At 63.3% G+C, this 17,874-nt stretch carries 9 protein-coding genes; 2 read left to right on the top strand and 7 right to left on the bottom strand.

The features are described 5' to 3' along the window. Positions 1-181 precede the first annotated feature (181 nt). Complete coding sequence (locus GO591_RS04455; protein WP_232466272.1) at positions 182-1,045, top strand: HNH endonuclease family protein; 864 nt, start codon at positions 182-184, stop codon at positions 1,043-1,045. Positions 1,046-1,192: 147 nt separating this feature from the next. Here GO591_RS04455 and GO591_RS04450 read toward each other — a convergent pair whose 3' ends face one another. The 7 genes from GO591_RS04450 to GO591_RS04420 form a co-directional block, all read right to left on the bottom strand. Further along, positions 1,193-1,624, bottom strand: coding sequence for a very short patch repair endonuclease (locus tag GO591_RS04450; RefSeq protein ID WP_255446930.1), 432 nt, complete (start codon positions 1,622-1,624; stop codon positions 1,193-1,195). 48 nt (positions 1,625-1,672) lie between these two features. After that, positions 1,673-2,374, bottom strand: coding sequence for a DISARM system phospholipase D-like protein DrmC (gene drmC / locus GO591_RS04445; protein WP_157155702.1), 702 nt, complete (start codon positions 2,372-2,374; stop codon positions 1,673-1,675). A gap of 14 nt (positions 2,375-2,388) precedes the next feature. Continuing rightward, on the bottom strand, positions 2,389-4,515 hold the full coding sequence (drmB, locus tag GO591_RS04440) for a DUF1998 domain-containing protein (protein WP_157155701.1): 2,127 nt from the start codon (positions 4,513-4,515) through the stop codon (positions 2,389-2,391). Next, a complete protein-coding gene (drmA, locus tag GO591_RS04435; RefSeq protein ID WP_157155700.1) occupies positions 4,512-8,261 on the bottom strand; it encodes a DISARM system helicase DrmA in 3,750 nt (1,249 codons plus the stop codon). The genes drmB and drmA overlap by 4 nt, the downstream gene beginning before the upstream one ends. Next, complete coding sequence (locus tag GO591_RS04430) at positions 8,262-12,302, bottom strand: DNA methyltransferase (protein WP_198295559.1); 4,041 nt, start codon at positions 12,300-12,302, stop codon at positions 8,262-8,264. After that, on the bottom strand, positions 12,292-15,507 hold the full coding sequence (gene drmD, locus GO591_RS04425; protein ID WP_232466271.1) for a DISARM system SNF2-like helicase DrmD: 3,216 nt from the start codon (positions 15,505-15,507) through the stop codon (positions 12,292-12,294). Before drmD ends, GO591_RS04430 begins: the two co-directional genes overlap by 11 nt. A gap of 75 nt (positions 15,508-15,582) precedes the next feature. Then, positions 15,583-16,791, bottom strand: coding sequence for a DNA cytosine methyltransferase (locus tag GO591_RS04420; protein WP_157155698.1), 1,209 nt, complete (start codon positions 16,789-16,791; stop codon positions 15,583-15,585). A gap of 61 nt (positions 16,792-16,852) precedes the next feature. Here GO591_RS04420 and GO591_RS04415 point away from each other — a divergent pair, with 61 nt between their 5' ends. Continuing rightward, positions 16,853-17,734: an HNH endonuclease gene (locus GO591_RS04415; protein ID WP_157155697.1), complete on the top strand. Its 882-nt coding sequence runs from the start codon at positions 16,853-16,855 to the stop codon at positions 17,732-17,734. Positions 17,735-17,874: the final 140 nt, after the last annotated feature.

Genomic DNA, 17,874 nt, shown 5'->3' with positions numbered 1-17,874 from the left:
ATCCGGGACGTCGTCCGACGAGGGCCATGTCTCAAGACGACTTCCCGCGTGGCGGCTCTGGACGCCCTGGCGCGAGGCGCCTTGGCACACCTGGGTCGTGCTGTGCACGCTTTTCATGTCGTCAGCGCCAGCCTTCCTGATCGGAGATTTCGCGGGGCTTCTCCTGCTCTGGGGTCTTGCCATGACGCTGACCGCGACAACAGCCTTGGTTCGACGCCGTCTCACGTGGGCGTTACTCGGGTCGCAGGCTATTCGCATCACGGCGTGTGTCGCAGGAGTCACGATGTTGGCCGCTGGCATCGTTCTCCTCAGCCTTGATCGCCCATCTGAGGTCTCGAACATTGAGGTGGTTGATAACACGATGGGGTTGGAGCCGCACCCCGATACGGCCGAACCAAGGTCGTCCGCTCCACCGACAGGTCGTACCGCCGAGCCCACTTCCACCCCGCCAGAAGCGCCCGCAACGGCCGAAAGCACAGTGTTGGCGCGCGACGTGCTTGAGCAGCTCGAGGTCAAAGGGCGAGCACCCGCGACAGGTTACGATCGCGAAGCTTTGTTTGGCCAGGCGTGGTTCGACGTCGAATTGAACGGATGCGATACCCGAAATGACGTGCTGGCGCGGGACCTTCTCGCTGCGGTGATTGATGCCACCTGCCTTGTTAGATCTGGGACGCTCAATGATCCGTACACAGGCAGGACAATTCAATTCGTGAGAGGTCCGCAGTCGGCCCTGGTTCAGATTGACCATGTTGTTGCCTTATCGAACGCGTGGCAGACCGGCGCTCAGCAGCTGACGCAGGAGCAGCGCATTCAGTTCGCCAATGATCCGCTCAATCTCTTGGCATCGGATGGCGCCGCAAATCAGCAGAAGGGAGCTGGGGATGCCGCGACCTGGCTGCCCCCTAACCACAGTTTCCGGTGCCAGTACGTAGCGCGCCAAGTCTCAGTTAAAGCCGCATACGGTCTGTGGGTCACGCCGGCGGAGTATGACGCTATCTCGATGATCCTCGAAGCCTGCCCGGCCGAGCCCGCTGTCACGCGATAGCTGCCGTTACAGCTGGTGCAACCTTTGAGGGTGCATTCGGTCTCTCGGTCCGTTTGTGTGATACGAAGGATCGAACCCCCGATCGGGCACCGGCTCTCGCTCATCCCTGCCGGGACTCGATGTACTCGCAACAAATGACGGTGATACTCACGGGTCACGGTGCAGCCCCACTGTCCGCTCGATCGCATCCGAGATCTCCATCGCAGGCACATGCTCCCAAAACCTCAGCACGGTCCAGGCATGTTCTTCGAGCACGTGAACAGTGTCCGCGTCGCGGACTTTGTTTCGAGTGACCTTCGCGTCCCAGAACTCCTGATTTGAGCCCGGTCGCGTGTAGTGCTCCGGGCATCCATGCCAGAAACAACCGTCGATGAACACAGCGATCCTTTGCCGAGTGAACACGATGTCAGCCGTACGGCGCAGCTCAGGCACCGGTCGGTCGTTTACCCGGTAGCGAAGCCCGCGTGCGTGCAGCAAGCGGCGCACGGCAAGTTCGGCGTTCGTGTCGCGGGATCGGTTTCCCTGCATGGATCGGCGAGTTCCCGCACTCGATGCCCAGGATTCGGCCTGCCTGCCCACATCCCCATCGTGCCTCGCGGGCGATGCCTGTGTAAGGGCAAGGTGACTTCAGGCGAAATTCACGAGTGTCTTCTGCGATGCAAGCGCTTGGAACCGCTGACGCAGCTTGGAAGCAAACTCGGGATCCCGCACCAGTACACCTACTTCTAGGTTGCGATGCGCGGCGGCCCCGCTGAGGTTCGCGCTCGTGACGAGCGCAGCCGCGGAGTCAACGATCACCACTTTGGAGTGCTGCAGCCCGTACGAACCTTCCGGAACATACGTGAGGAATCGCGCCCCATCGAGCTTCTTCATGAGCATCGCTGCGGTGGATGCCATCCGCTCGCTACTGTCCAGCAGGACTGTCACAGAGACTCCCCTGGCGATTGCACGCCAGAGTGCGTCGACGAACGGTGACCCGAGCGAAGCGGAAAACGTCGACGCGAACACGTCTTCCCGCGCTTCATCGATCAAATGTGCAACTGCGGCGGTGGTGTGGTCGCTGTCACCATCGAACGTTGGCCCGCTCCAAACCGCGCGCGGTGGGTTCGGTGCCTTCGCACCGGCAGCAGCATACCCTCGGAGCACTGCAGCCAACACTGGTGGAGCCCCCAGGCGAGCCAAAGCCTCTTTGAGTAAGGGGCTTGCAGGATGCTCCGACGTGCCAGGCAAGGTGCCGACTGCGTAGTCCAATCGCCCGTCGATCTCCAACGATGCAGCTACGCTCGTTGCCTGCATCGACGACAAAACCGTCGCCAGCTTCGCGAGCACGTCCGCCATGGTGATTACGCGCCGAACGCCGACAGCACCGGCTGAAACAAACCGTTGACTGCATGCTCGGGTCCGGCGTTCAGCGTGAGAGCGAAGCGACGGTCGAGGAAGCGGTTCGCTTTCTCGCACGACGTCTCCGACACGAACACGCAGAAGTGACAGGCCGCGCCATGGAGGAAATCCTCCTGGCCGCTTGGCACGCGGTGCGCACATATCGGGTCTGACGAACACCGCTCGGCTCGCCGCAGAGCATCGCGGAAAACACCCTCCAGCCGCTCCGTCCGCGCCAAAGCAACCAGACCACCGAGTGTGCCTTCGCTATCGGGCGAAGTCGTCGCAATCAGGATGCCTGCAGCTGCCTCCCGTTCATCGCTTTCCCGCCACGCATACAAGCGCTCCGTCAACGAGGCCGAGCCATACCCGCTCGACATCGCCATCTCACGAATGAGAAGGTGTGACATCGTGTGCAGCGCCCAGTAGCGGGGCGGCGGCATCCGCTCAGCCGCGTCAATTTCGACCGCGGTGCGGCTCCGCCGCCGGTTGACGTTTCGTTCATGCGCGGCGATATGTGCCCGCCAAACTTCGGACTCCAGCACGCCGTCCTCCCACGCGCGGACTACATCCTCGTCGAATCTGATGAACACACCCTCGCCGCGATCTTCGGTTGCCGGTACCCACTTCGGCTTTCCAGACTGCACGAGCGGAGCGATCCGGTTCGGGGCGTCGCCCACCCGATCCAAGGCGTCGATTCGGGTGAACCCGATGAAGGCGTTGGCCTTTTTCACGCGCTCCACCGCGACCACGTTCGAAGCAACCGGCTGCAGGGCAGTTGCCACGGCCACCGGCCGTACACGGAAGCCCGCTTTACGGTCCTCGATCTCGAAGTCCTCTGGGTGCACCAGTGTGTCCCATTCAGGCTCTAACAGACTGATCGGATCGAAGCTGGACGGCGAGATCGGGGATTCCGCCTCGGCGACGGCCTGCCCGCGAGCCACCTGGATCGCCTGCCACAGCGCCTCGTCGGCGATTCCCTCGAACAGCGAACGTATGTCCTTCGGGCCATACTTGCGCCACCCGATCAGGTCGTCGACGCTTTGCACATCGATGAAGGTTGTTGCGGGGAGCCCCTTGACCATGTCAACCACATCTGCAGGTGTCGCGTTCTTTCGGGCGGGAAGCACGAGCACGCTCACGGATGCCGGGAACCACTGGTTCGCTGCCCCGAGGAGCATCAGTCGCACCTCTGCCTGGCACGGACTATCAACCGATGCATACGTCGGGAGGTGCGGATGCCGCCCTCGGCAATTCGGAAGCATCGTCTCACCGCCGGCTCGGGTAAGTTCAGCGATGTTGCGGCTCATCTCACAAGCGACACAGCGGATCGTCACCTGTGGACCGAGGTTTGACCGCCACTCCACCATCCGCAGTTCAGGCTTCGGAGCTTTCGAGCACTTCCCGCCCCCTTCGTCTGCACGGTGCAGCCACTCCACATACGGAAACTCGTCGAGGTGTCCGTCGATGCACGCGATCAGGTACCGAGCGGGAACCGCCAACCGCGGGCGCGCATCCAGCGTCCCCTGCCTCTGCCCCTTTTTAGGCCGCCCCTTGCAGTCCTTGTGCACGAACTGCGCTTTGTCGGGCCGATGCTTGCTCTTGTTCACGAACTCGAACTTCTTCGATTCCGAGATTGGTGCGAGCAGGTCGCATCCGGTGCAGCGGAGCCACTGCGGGAACACACGTGTGGGAATGCCGATCGGCGTACCGCTCTCGTAGGCCTTTTCAGGCACCCAGGGCGGCTGTCGCAGTTCCTCCACTTGCCGACCGAGCTGGGTGCGCACGGCAGCCAGCAGCCGATCCACCAACACAAGCTGGGGCTTTCCTTGCCGTGAGTACGCGAGCTCCCATGCATCCAAGCCCTGAGGCATGACGGCGATGTGCGGCATGTCCACCGTTGCACCGATGCCCGAGGTGTAAAGCAATGCGCTCGGGCGTACCGAGCCGACGCGGCTGTTGTTCTTCGACGGCGCGTCCTCGAGGTCTTTGAACGGGTCGGCGACTTCGCCCGGCACGCTTGTCAGTTCGTCTGGCACGCCGGTGGGCTCATCGGGCACGCTGCTCAGCTCTTCCAACACGTCTGTCATTTCTCATCTTTCTTCGAGAACAGCCATTTCGGCGCGGCAGCCGTGATCGGCTCTGCGAGCTTGCCGGTGAACGCCGTGACGAGCAGGTTGATTTCGGGCTGCACCTCACGCATCGAGTTCGCCACTTGGAACAACCGGGTGTCCTCATCTGGCACGACCGTCTCGGGGCTGACAAGCAGCGGTGAGACGATCTGACCACCGGGAACGGTGTCCTTCTGATACGTGAGCGCGCCGGCCCACAGGTCTGCTTGATCGCTCCACTTGTCGAGCCGCAGGATGAGCTTGCCCCTAGCCGCCTGCGCCACCGTGTGGTCCCCGCCGCTCGCGACGGTGATGCGCGAGACGAGGCGATCGACCAGAGTTTCGACGAACGTTCGCCGAACCGCGATCGCGCCGGCACCAGTCTCCGGCGACAGTGAGGAACTGTTGCTCTGATCGGCAACGCGAGCCGCCGACACGAGCAGACCCGTTAGCCCACGCTCGAGGGCAGCGTCGGAGAAAGGTGTGACCGACAGCGCTTCGACGTGCGCATAGAACGTCTCGTGGTAATGCTGGAACTGCTCGTAATGCGCCATGTCCCGCGGCCGAGATCGGTTGGCGAGCGTCACGACGAGCCCTGGCTTAGTCGCCTCACGGCCGACACGGGACGATGCCTGGATGTACTCGGCTGTGTTCTTCGGTTGGCCGACCACGAGCATCAATCCAAGCCGCGGCACATCGACGCCCACCTGGAGCATGGATGTCGCGAGCACTACATCGTACGGAAACGATTCGCGCGTCTTCAGCTTCTTGCCGGCGGCCTTCGCGGCCTCGGCGCGAGCTGCGTACTGTTGCTTTGCCTGCGTCGTGTCCATCTCCGGATCGAACGGTACGGCCAGGTTGGTGAGCGTCGCCGAAATGTCCGACGAGGAGATTCGCGAGGTCAGCTCACCGATTCGCAGCCCCCGAGATCCGCGGCGCGGGTACCCGGAATCTTTGTCCGGGTTGCTGGTGCGAGTGACGATGTCGTCTTCGAGGTACCGCCTCATGCCGGCGAGTTCACGGGTGGCCGAGAAGTAATCGACGAGCGTCGCGTACGGCTCGGCCGCGTCGCCGTGCTCGTCGAACAGCTTCTGTCCGGCGAGCAACAGGATCTCGCTGACCCGGATCTCGGCGAGCGTCAGCCGAGCACCGTGGGCGCAGACGCCGACATAGCGACGACCCGGTTTCTCGGGTGTTATCTCCACTTCTTTCGAAAAGAAGGTGTCGGTGACCGAGAGCACCTGCGGTGGGAAAATCTGCACCTGCCGCGCATACAACTTCTGCACCTGGTCGCGGGCGTTCCGCACGGTCGCCGTCGAGGCGATGACCAACGGCTTCACCAGAGCGGCGTCATCCGTCGTTCCGAGCTCCCACGACGACAGCGTGTCGATGGCAGCCTCGAAGAGCCCGACCGCGGTGCCGAGTGCGCCTGTGATGAGGTGCAACTCGTCTTGGATGATCAGGTCCGGCGGGCGCAACCGGTCAACCGCCTTCACCGCAGCTTTCGAGTAGGTGCGACCACCCTCGCTCGTTTGCTTGTGCTCGTTTGCGCCGCACACCGTCGACCCTGTGTCGGGGTGCTTGTAGCCGTGTCGCTGGCAACGCTTCGACACGTACCCGAATAGGCTCGCCGCTTCCCCCTCGCGAGCGAGGCGCGCGAACTTGTCGACCGTGGCCAACAAGAACGTCGGCGGATGCCGGTAGATCTCATCGTCAACGGTGAGCACCGGCAGGCCGTCGACCGCGCTGCCACCGGCGGAGAAGGGGCAGCCGCCAAGCTTGTCACCGCAATACACGTGGATGCGCTGGGTCGCTTTGACGGCGACGACATCCGCCTTCGGGTTGATCGGTGTGCCACACCAGGGACAGCTGCTGAATTGCAGCACTGTGAGCCCGTAGGCCGAATTGCCGTCGTCGTTGCGGACGTCCTTAACCTGCTGTTCGGCTTCGGAGAATCGTTTCGGGCTCACGCTCGATCCGACCCACAGTCCGATCCGGAATGGCTCGCCTCCCCAGGTCGCCGGGTCTTCCCTTCGGACGATCTCGGCCGCGCACATGAGTGTGGTCGCGCGTAAGAACTGCTGTGAGGTGAGCAGCCGCAGCGTGTAGCGCATCAGCACGGCTACCCCGTCACGGCCATCGATCACGCCGCCGGGCGTCTCGATCACGCCCTGCAGGCGTCGGATGCCGAAGGTGAACGCTGCGAGACCGAGATACGCCTCGGTCTTGCCACCACCGGTTGGGAAGAACAGCAGCTCCGCCCGCGGCATGTCTCCGGACCGCCGGGGCAGCGTTGGGTCGACGATCGAAGGTAGCTGCATGAGGATGAACGCAAGCTGGAACGCACGCCAGGATGCCGCCAGATCACCCTTCGCCTCGATTGCCATTGCGGCTTGAGCAACCGTAATGGCACGATCCGCGTTGCGGAGGGCGGCGATCTGCGAGCGGATGCGCTGGTCGCGCATGGTGCGGTTCATGAAGGCGAACGCCTTGCGCGCGTGCTCGCTTGTCGTGCCGGCAGGATCGTCGTCGGTGAGCAGCGCGAGGCCGTCGCGAAGTCGCGCCAGGGCGTCTTCGCCGTCCTGGATCCCGATCTCGGCCACCTTCCGCAGGTGTTCGGGAAGCGCCGCCATCTCGTCGCGCCGCTTGCCGAGCCAGTCCTCGTATCCCTCGATCAGCGGAGTGAGGTACTGCGACAGCTGATCGGGCGTCGCCTCCATCAGCAGCCGCATGCTCATTTCGGCTCCGTCAATCGATGGCGCGAGGGTCTGCGGCACGTCGGCGGTCGGGATCCAGGTGGTGCGCACCGCTACAGCGAGCCGTGCCGTCGGATTAGGCACCGTCCACGTAGCAGACGCGGTGCGGCCGACGGCAAACTCGAGCCGGTCACGGTAGAGCAGGTCGAGCTTGAGCACCTCGGAATCGCCGAAGTCGCGCGCGTTGTCGAGCGCATCACGGGTCGGCCGGAAAACCGCCTGCCCATCGGGAGCGGTCACCTCGAGCTGGGTTTGGAAAAGCCATACGCGGGGCGGCAGCTCTTTGCCGGTGACCTTGGTATTCTGTAGCGCGGCTTCCACGACTCGGAGTCCGTCGTGCTGGAACACCTCGACCGAGATGGCGACGTGCCTGTCGACGATCACCTCGGTGTGCGTCTGTCCCTTGCCTATCGTGGAGATGTCGATGGTGCGAGGCTCGACATGGTCCCTTCGATCGTGGTAGGTCTGATCGCGGCCGCTATCGTCAACGCCCTTGCGTGATTCGTACTGCCCCCACCGTGCGGTGAACACGAGGTTGTCGACCTCGGGGCCAACCTGGAACCGCAATCCCATCGAAGACGGGGCGATGAGCTTGGACTCCGGTCCGCGGTCTTCATCGGTGTCGGCACCCCCTGCATCGGCGATGGTCTCGTCGGCTTCTTCGAGCACCCCCTTCACGTCACGGCTCGCTTCGGGGTCGATAACTGCCGGAGATTCGGAGTCTCGGAAGTCGTCAGGTCTGTCCACCTCGGTGCGAAGCAGGCTCCCGGGTATCGGCGTGGACACGGGATCGTCATCGCCGATCGCGACGGGGGCGAGCGCGCCGACGAGGTAGCGACCGCGCGGTGTGCCGTTGACCGTTTCGTCGGCCCCGCCCCACGGACCTACTAGGTCCCGTTGCAGCAGGTTGATGAGCTTGTCGCGTACTTCGGCGGACGTCGCCGCCGAAACAGGCGTGTCGGTCGTCATCTAAAACATCGCTCCTTCGGGGACAAACTCAGGGTCGAGACCGACCTGCGGAACGGAGGTGGCGGCCTTGCCGCCGCTCTGCGTCTCAAGAGCCGCACGGCGATGGTTCTCCTCAAGCAGCCGGTCGAGGATCTCTACCCGGGCGACGGGGCTCACCGTGAACCGCTCCATCTGCCGGTACGTGTGGAAGCCGTGATCGAGCGGGACATCGCTCCAACCGAAAGCTTCCATCACTGCATGATCGAGATCGACATGAAGTTGTCGCACACGCTTCACATCGATATCGCTGGTCACGCTCGGGTCGTTCACCAAGTTGTAGAGCGATGTCAGGCCAAGATCTCTCCGAACCATAATTTCAATACGTACTCGATCGAGGGATTCGCCCGCGGAACGAAGAGCTGTTGTAATCGATGGCCGTGGCAGCGTCTCGAACACGCTTGAGGGCGTGTAACGCGGGTCGTTCCTCATCGCTGACCCGTACTTCATCGACCACAGTTGATGCGGAGTCGAAGAGAGCAGCGCGAGCACGCCAAAATCGTCGAAGGCGAAGATCACTAGAGCGTCACCATAGATATAGCCGTTTGGCACTCGAAGCGGCATGACAGTTTTGCTTACTCGTGTGATCGCGATCACCCAATCTAACGGGGCGGTTGCTTTGTATAGTGCGCGACCCGGACTCTCGTACTGCCACCACATCTGCTGTAAATGGGGCTTGTTGGCAAGCGATTCACGATGGGGTTTCAGGTTTCTGACGAGCCAACGGAACGGCTGTTCGTACTTGCTCGCTTCCGCCTCGCTGCGCGTTCCGAAGTCGATCGCCCAACGAGTGGGTTTGCCTTCCGCGCTGCTATTGAGATCAGCGCCAACCAAATACGGTCTGATGACGTCAGCGTTCGCAGGATCGATGCCAATCATTGCGATGGCCTCTTCCGGAGGAACAGTGAACCCAACACCGTTCATCAACGATCCGATAAAGGCATGTCGCTTATTTGCGCGAAGGCCTATCGGATCGCCCGATGCTCGCCCCTCAGCCTCCAACAGCGACGAAATCTTGGGGATAGGAATGCCGTCGGCAACTGCACGCACGCCTTCAGCCGGTATGGGGATGGAGGACCAGATGGCCGAATACTCCAAGTTTGCACTCTTGGCAGGCCAGGTCGCGCTCTGGATGCTACGCCGAATGGTGATGCCTCCCTCGATCATCTGTGCAAGCCCAACCTCACGGGTATCCCCTTGAGCAGCAGTGTTCGTGGCAACCACCCCGAGCTGCCCGGTGCCTCTGTTCAACAGCGTCCAGGCGCGCAAAAGGAAGTAGGCGACAAGGTCAGCGTTTCCCGCCTTTCCCCCAGCGACGCAGTTGACGAACCAAGCCCGAATGGCGTCGCCCATGGCAGGACTAATCTTCTTTCCGCCGAGAAAGGGAGGATTTCCAATGATGGCGTCGAATCCCCCGTGGTCGATCACTACATCCGGTGCTTCGATCACCCAATGCAACGGCTTCCAACGCGGTTCCCCAGTATCGACCGTCGGCGTTAGTCCAGCTTCGAGAATCGCTTCAAGCCTCCGGCGGTCGCCGATTACTCCAGGCGTGTACGCCGCATAGAGCGCATCGGCAAGTTCGTCGTACCGAGCTTCGAGCGCGCGCCCAGGCTTGCCGCCTTCAAGCAATCCCGCCGCAATGATGCCGTCGGCAACATCGCGGAGTTTGGCAGTGACGGCCCGTGACTCTTCCAGGAGCTTGCGCTTCGCACGCGTGGAACGCATTCGGTCGGCGTCGTCGACCTGGCCGCTGGAAAGCTCCCAGCGCAGCTTGGCGGCCTTTTCAAGGTCGCTGTCGACGTCGAGTTGCAGCAGCTTCGACTGAACGAGCTGGCTGTCTCCGGGGTTGACGTGTTGCGCGCGGAGCTGGCGTTCACCGGTTACGCCAAGCAGCGAGTTGCCGTGGAAGACGCGGTCGTCGACGAAGGAGAACGGCTTTCCGGGGTCCATGGAGACGAGCCACAACGACAGCTTGCACATCTCAACGGCCATGCCGTTGATGTCGGCGCCGTACAGGCAACGAGCGACCACCTCACGGATCGCCCACCGCTTGACGTCCTCGTTCTCTGCCGTACTTAGGCCTTCCTTAGAGCGAGCCTCGATGAGGCGCGCAGCGAGGTATCGGGCGGCGGCAACAAGAAATGCTCCAGACCCAACCGCGATATCCGCGACCTTGAGGTTAAGAATCTCCGTGGAGCTTTTCAGCACCCAGTCGTCCCTGTTCTCGGTGTCTAGGGGACCGGGCGAGAATACAAGCGGTTCGAGCGCGTGCAGCACGACTTCCTCGGCGAGCGAGCGCGGGGTGTAGTGGGTGCCGGTGTTCGCGCGCTGCGGGGACTCCGTCATCACTAATCCGCCAGCAGGCACGACGTAGGGGAACTCGCGCAGGTCGTTGCGGATCAGCGCGTGCAGCGGCGCGAGCTGATCGACGAGCTCGGTGCGGCCCAGCAGAACGTACCCAAGGCGGGTGCGGGCGTCCGCGGCATCCGCTTCGTCATCCGTTTCGAACGCCTTCGCGATCTGCCGTGCCGTCGCGGGCTTCGAGTTGGGCTGGATTTTGCCGAGCTGGTCGATGAGCTTCTTCGCAAAATCGGTGCCGCCGTTTGCACCTTTCGCGATCGCCAGCAGGTCGGTTAGCGCGATCTCGGGTTCGTAGCCGCTCCTACCATGCAAACCCACGACGACATCGGTGGTGTACTCGGCGGAGTAGCCGAGCAGACCTTCATAGACGTAGCCAATCTGCTCGACGTCGAGGTCTCGAAACGACAGCTGGCGTGATTCGCCGCCGACATTGGCAACCTGCACGGCCCGGAGTACCTGGAGCATGACACGGTCGGAGACCCGCACGGCTAGCTGTCCCTGTGCGTCAGTCGCGCGAAGCCAGGAGAACCGGGCGGGGTCGAAGAGGGATCCGCCGTAGGCGGGCATGCGGGTGTCTTCGAAGGTAGCGCCCGAATAGATGGCAGTGCTCGCGGCGAGCAGGCGGTGCCAGGTCTCCCAGGTGTGGTCGAGGGCTTCTTCAGTGTCGCTTTGCGCCTGGCGCTCCAGGTCGCCGCGCACGCCAGCGATGGCGTAGGAATCGCGGTACATCTGGTGCTGCGGCAGCAAGCCTCGCTCCTCGGCGAACAGCAGGAAGATCACCCGCATCAGCACAGAGACCGAGGCCTCGTAGACTTCCTTGCTGTCCGGCGGTAACGGCGATTCGTCACCGCGGGCGACGGCCCGCAGGTGCGATTCCGACATGGCCTGCAGCACGAGCTCGACGGCGCGGCGCACCTGGTCGCCGAGGGCTTCGGTGATGGCCTCGGCGCTCGCGACGCTCTCTTCGAAGAGTTTCGGCAGGCGTTTTTCAGGCGCACCACCGGCTAGGGAGACCAGGCCGGCGAGGGCGAGGAATGCGTCGCGGCTGTCGCGCTCTTCGCGCCAGATCAGCGCGTCGAACACTCCACTCGCGGTCGTGACATCGCGGGCCGCGGAGACGATGCCCCACCAACGACCGTCGGTGACGAGGCCGATTGTGACACCGGTGGCGCGGAGCAGGGCGGCTGTGCGGTCGATTGCGTCAGCTGCCCAGCCGTCGGTGCCGGAGCGTCGGAGGTCTTCGGCGGGGTCGACCACCACGACGAGAGCGGCAGGCTTGTCATCTGTCTGCAGAGCGGCCCACGGCTGCACGGTCACGTCGCCGTCGGGTGAGCTCGCGACCAGGGTCGGGTCGGGTTGTTCGACGAGGTAGTCATTCCACTGGAGCAAATCGCGCAGCACCGCGGTGACCCAGCGGTCACGCCAGCCGAGGTCGTCCGAGGCATCCGTTCGACCATTTCGGTTCGTCCAAGCCTTGGCCCACCGCGTGTGCTCATAGACGAAGGTGCTGTTGACGTCGTCTATCGCGTTGAACGGTCGGGCGAGACCGGTCGGAAACACCGACTTCAACGCAGCTTTGGAAAGGAACGGTCCATCGATATCGACGAGAGACAGCCACTCCCACGGATCCTTAGTTGCCACGGTGCTCCCCCAGTTTCTCGGCGTCGGCCGGACTCAATGCGAATACCACGGCGGCGACGAAGGTGTGCGGTTGCAGGTTTGCGTACCGCCGGGCGACGGCGTCTCGCTCGTCGCGCTGCTCATCGGCGAGGGCGTCGAGTCGGCGTCGGATGTTCTGCAGGTCTTTCTCGCGCTGTTGCTGTTCCTCGTGGAAGAGCATCTGCTCGATCTCGCGCTTGTGCGCTTCGGCGCTGGCGAGCGTCGCGGTGAGGATCTCCCGGAATCGGGCGAACACCTCGTCGACGCGGTCGAGGTCGGCAGTCTTGCGCTTGTCGAGGTCTTGCTCAATCCCGCTGCGGAGTTTGTCCGCTCGGGAAGCGACCGCATCGGCGACGCGCTGGCGGACGCCGCCGTCGGCGACACCATCGGTGTTCCACAGGTCGGCGAGCTCTTCGATCACCGCCGGCGCGGGAGCGCTGAGCTTCTCGGCGTCGAGGGCGCTGACGAGCAGGTCTTCAGCCTTCTCGACACCGAGTTCCTGGCGTCGGCTGAGCCGGGTTCCGGCGAGGAACACCTCCTCATGCAGGCGGGTACCGCCATCGCCGACGACAACCAGGCGGGCGACACCGGCGACGAAAGACTGTTCGAGGCCGTCGACCACCACCGCGCTCACACCGTGGATGTGGTTGGAGCGGGTCCAGATCTGGCCGCGGAGCTCGCGGGCTGCACGCTGGATGAGCGGATGTCCCAGATGGGCGTAGACGATATCGGTGCGGTTCTTCGCCGCCTCACCGTCGAAGGTGATGGGCCGGGCCACGTCTGGCCGCAGGCGCGTGCGGAGTCCTTCGAGCCCGGGAGTCCAGGTGCGGTCGAGACCGGATGGCGTCGCGTGCAGCTCTGCCTGCTCCTTTTCGTCGACAACGCTGATCAAGCTGGGTTGACCGGACACCCGCAGGCCGGTCTCCAAAACGCGGCGCAGGTTACGGTCGTGCAAATGGAGCCGGTCGCGGGACCCTTCGAGCCGGTCGGCAAGGGTGGTCAGTTCACGGCCCAGAGTGTGCTCGCCCTGCAGCATGGTCTGCATGGCGTATTCGGTGGTGCCCTTCACCGGTTTGGGACGGCTGGGCATGTTGCCGTAGCCGAGGTCGCGTTGGATGTCGGGGTCGATGATCTCGCCGGCCGAACCGAGGTCCTCCTGCACGCGTGAGATCTTGCGGGCGACCCTGGCGAGGTAGTCGGTGTCGCGCGCGTAGTTCGACGCCGCGGATGACTTGTCTCTGGGGTCGGGGTGGTAGATCTGCGGGCGTTCGGTCTGCCCGTATCGGTCGATGCGACCGATACGCTGTTCGAGCCGGTTCGGGTTGAACGGGATATCGAAGCTCACCAGGCGGTGACAGTGCGTCTGCAAATCGATGCCCTCGCCCGCGGCATCCGTCCCGATGAGGATGCGTACCGGGTCTTTCGACGGGTCTTCGGTGAAGCGCACTCGGATGAGCTCGCGCTCGTCCGCATCTGTCGATCCCTCGATCACTGAGAGCCGGTCGCCGCCGAGCTCGAACGCCTCCAGCACGTCGCGGATCCAGTTCAAGGTGGAGACGTATTCGGTGAAGATGACGAGGCGCTCGTTCAGCCAGGTTCCGTCTGGCGTGAGCAGCTGCGCGCGGATCAGATCGATGAGCGCCTGCAGCTTGGTGTCGGGCAGCGAGGCGTAGCGGGAGCCCCAGTCAATAAGCCATTCGAGGTCGGCGACATCCTCATCGGTGAGGGGCACCTGCGCACGTTTCGCCGTGCGCAGCGCCTCGAGTTCAGGCTGTTCCGCGCGCCCTTCTTCTTCATCGGATGCTTCGTCGCCGAGCACCTCGTCGTAGTCAGGCAACTCGACTTCGTCGTCACCGCGAAGCCTGGTCTCCAGGTAGGTGGCCGCGGTGGTGGCGAATGCGGTCGGCGAGGAGAAGAAGCGCTTCTTGAGGATGAGCGTCGCCAGGTCGGCGGCGCGCTTGCCCTTCTCTGCCTGCACGGCCTTGTTGCGTCGCGTCGTGAACGCGATCAGCCGGTCATACGCTTCTGACTCATCGTCACTCGGCTGGAAGAGCATCGCCTGCACTTCGCGCAGTTTGAAGCCCTTCTCCGGTAGGTCCTTCTTCAGCCGCCGCACGGCGACCTGCTGGAGGGCCTTCACGTCAAGGTCTGCGCCACGGGCGAATCGCTGCGGGTCGACCATCTCCATGAGCGCGGTAAATGACTCGGTGTAGCCGTTGTGAGGGGTGGCGCTAAGGAAAAGGCGGTGTTCACATCGCCTTGCGAGCTCGCGCACGGCGACGGTTCGCTGGCTGTCGACTGCATACCGGCTGGTGTCGTTGCCATTGCGTGACGGTGTGGCGGGGGCGACGTGGTGCGCTTCGTCGACGATGACCACGTCGAAAGCGTAGCGATCGGCGACCCGCTTGTCGTCGGCGCGAGCGTATACGTCGCGCAATAGACGCTCAGCGCGCGGCGACGGCAGCCAGGACATCGAGACGATGACACGGGGGAAGACAACGAACGGGTTGGCGTGCACCCCGAACTTCCGACGGAAGTCGCGCATGGTGTTCGAGTTGATCACTTCGAACGTGAGCCCGAACTTGTCGCGCATCTCCTCCTGCCACTTGATGGTCAGGCCCGCCGGACAGACGATGATCACCGAGCGGGCGCGGTGCCGGAGCAGCAATTCCTGCACCACGAGGCCGGCTTCGATCGTCTTGCCCAGGCCGACGTCGTCGGCGAGGAGGAGGTTGGCGCGCGGGGACTCCAGCGCACGACGGAGCGGTTCGAGTTGGTAGGCCTCGACGGTCGCGCTGCTGCGGAACGGTGCCTGCAGCGTGCGAGCGTCAGCTGAAGTCAGCGCGCCCCAGCGAAGGGCGTCGACGTACGCGGCGAACGTCGTGGGGTCGTCGATCCGGGCCGGATCGATTGTGACGGGAAGTCCCTGTTCGAGGATGACGCCGCGGCCGGGCTCGAGTTCCCACACCACGGTGAGTTCGCGGCCGTAATGCTCTTCTTCGATGGACTGCAGCGACACCGCATGCTGAAGCTCAGGTGTGCCGTCGTCGGCGCTGGAGCGTTGGAGTGCCTGTTGTGAGACGTCAGTGACGATCCACTTCGCGCCGCGGACGCTCGCGAGTTGGCCGATCTCCGGCACCTCTGTCGTGGACGCCTCGGTGCGCGCTTCATCAAGCTCAAACGTCACGGATTCCCCCATCGTGTTGCCAACCCTTCCCCACACATGATCTCACTTCATGTTTTTACACAGGGCCACTGACATTCAGAGTCCTGAGTAGGTCACGAGGTCCCGCATGAAGTTTTGCTCGTAACTCAGGTTGCTGCGTTGCAGACGTGTTGTGAAACCACGGGCGGCTTTCTGCGAAAGCGCGTTCGAGCCGCGTTCGCGCAGGAGGCGGGACAGTGAGATCTCGCGGCGAAGCGGGCCAGTGGCCAGCGCGTCCGGGAGTTTTCCTGTCGCCGTGTGACCATCGATGAGAGCACCGGACCAACCCCATCCGCCGTTGCCAGTCAAGTGCCTGGAGAGGTCGACCAGGTCTAGCTCGTCGTAGGCCTTGAGCCCCTCGGCAATCCAACGCACCACGGGCACGGCCACAGCGTTGCCGACGAGCTTCCAGCGGTCCCGCGCGGGAGCGGCCTTCGTCCAGCCGGCGGTGAAGCCCTGGAGCATCTCAAGCGCCTCGATCGACGGTGTCCGGAACCGATGGTCGTCCGCCGCATCGGGGAGCCAGACGGCCGGCGAGGTCGGAATGCCTGCCGTCGTCGATCCCTTGATCGTCGGGACAACACCCACGCCCCAGCCGACTCCGCGGTTGCCTTCGGACCAGTAGAAGCCGTTGGCGTCGGCTCGTCTCGACGGGTTTGTCATCGGTCGCGGTGCCGCTTCATTGAGGTCGCGGAACAGCACCCTGGCTGGGTCGTGGTTTCGACTCGCCAGCACGAATACGCGCTTTCGCCGCTGCGCAACACCGAAGTACTGGGCGTCCAAGATCCGGTACGACCATGAGTAGCCGGCGTCGGCGAGGGTTTCGGTGATCACGCGGATCGCGTTGCCTTGTTTGAGGCGCAGCATGTTGGGCACGTTCTCGAGCATGACCCATTCGGGCTTGGCGACGCGGATTTTCTCAAGCACGCCGAGGATCAGACCGGAGGCAGTGCCATCCAGTCCTGCCTGCTTCCCAGCCTGGGAGAGGTCGGTGCAGGGGAACCCCGCCGCAACTAAGTGCGCGTCGTGCATGTCGTTCGGAATATCTTGAACATCGGCGTGCAGCACAGCGCCGGGGAAGCGTTTCGACAAGACGCTACGCGCCGGTTCCCAGTTCTCGTAGGTGTGGATTTGGCCGGTGAATCCTGCCTTGGTGAACCCACGCTCGAAGCCTCCGATGCCCCCGAACAAGCTCAGAATAGGGGCATTGGATTGCATGACTTGAGTATCGCAAATCATCGAGGGGCACCCGCGCAGACCCGCCATGCTAGAGCTGTCCCACATATGGGGGTCGCTCCGCCTCCGCATCACCTGCTAAAACGAAACCATGTACACCTTCGAGCAGGAGCGAGCCCTGCGCGAAGCGATCTTCAAGTGGCTTGACGACCGCCAGCTCGGCGGGCAGTACGAGTTCGAACGGGATGAGCTCGCCAACTTCACTATCAACGGCGTACGGCTTCCCTTGATCGACCGCGGCCGCGGCATCCGGAATCCGCGCGATTTCAGTTCTACGCTTAGCATCATGACGAGCCTGAACGGGCCGTATGCCGACCAGCTCGACACCGCCGCGTTCGTTCGATATGCATACAGGTCAGGCGATAGCAGCGACAACGTCAAGCTCCGCCGGGCGTTTGATCAACAGGACCCTCTGATCTATTTCGAAGCCGTGCGGAGCGGTGTGTACGTCGCCCACTATCCCGTGTACGTAGCCGCTGACGACCCAAGTGCGCGCGTATTCACGATCACCATGGACGAGTCCTTGCGATTCTTCGGTGATCCGGCCGCAATGACCTTCGATCAGCGGGCCTACGCCGAGCGCACGGTAAAGGCTCGTCTGCATCAGCCGGCTTTCCGCGCGAAGGTGATGCACGCGTATCGCGACAGCTGTGCGGTGTGCTCGCTCAGGCATGTGGAACTGCTTGATGCGGCCCACATCGTTCCGGATGCGGCGCATGACGGCTTTGCACGCGTGACGAACGGGCTGTCTTTGTGCAAGATCCACCACGCGGCGTATGACCGGAACCTCTTGGGAATCACGCCGGATTATGTGGTGAAGATTGACGGAGTGCTTCTCGACGAGGTCGACGGGCCAATGCTTCGCCATGGGCTTCAGGACATGCATGGGCGTCCACTCGTGCTGCCAGCGCGGCCAGGCGACCGTCCGTCCAAGGAAGCATTGGCCTATCGATTCGAGCAGTTCGGCGCGTAGGCGGAATCTCCGCAACCCAGTCGTTTCCCCGCGGCTCGCCTGATCGATCAGCGCGCCCGTCAGGGCGAAGGGAATTTGCGCTGTCAGAATTCCTACCGTGATCTTCTTCGCGTTGCTGGTATCGCAATCAAGGGCGAACT

Origin of the sequence: Diaminobutyricimonas sp. LJ205, from assembly GCF_009755725.1 — a bacterium.
Classification (GTDB): domain Bacteria; phylum Actinomycetota; class Actinomycetes; order Actinomycetales; family Microbacteriaceae; genus Ruicaihuangia.
Note: the sequence above shows the minus strand (reverse complement) of the source record. Positions and strands in the feature narration are given on the sequence as shown.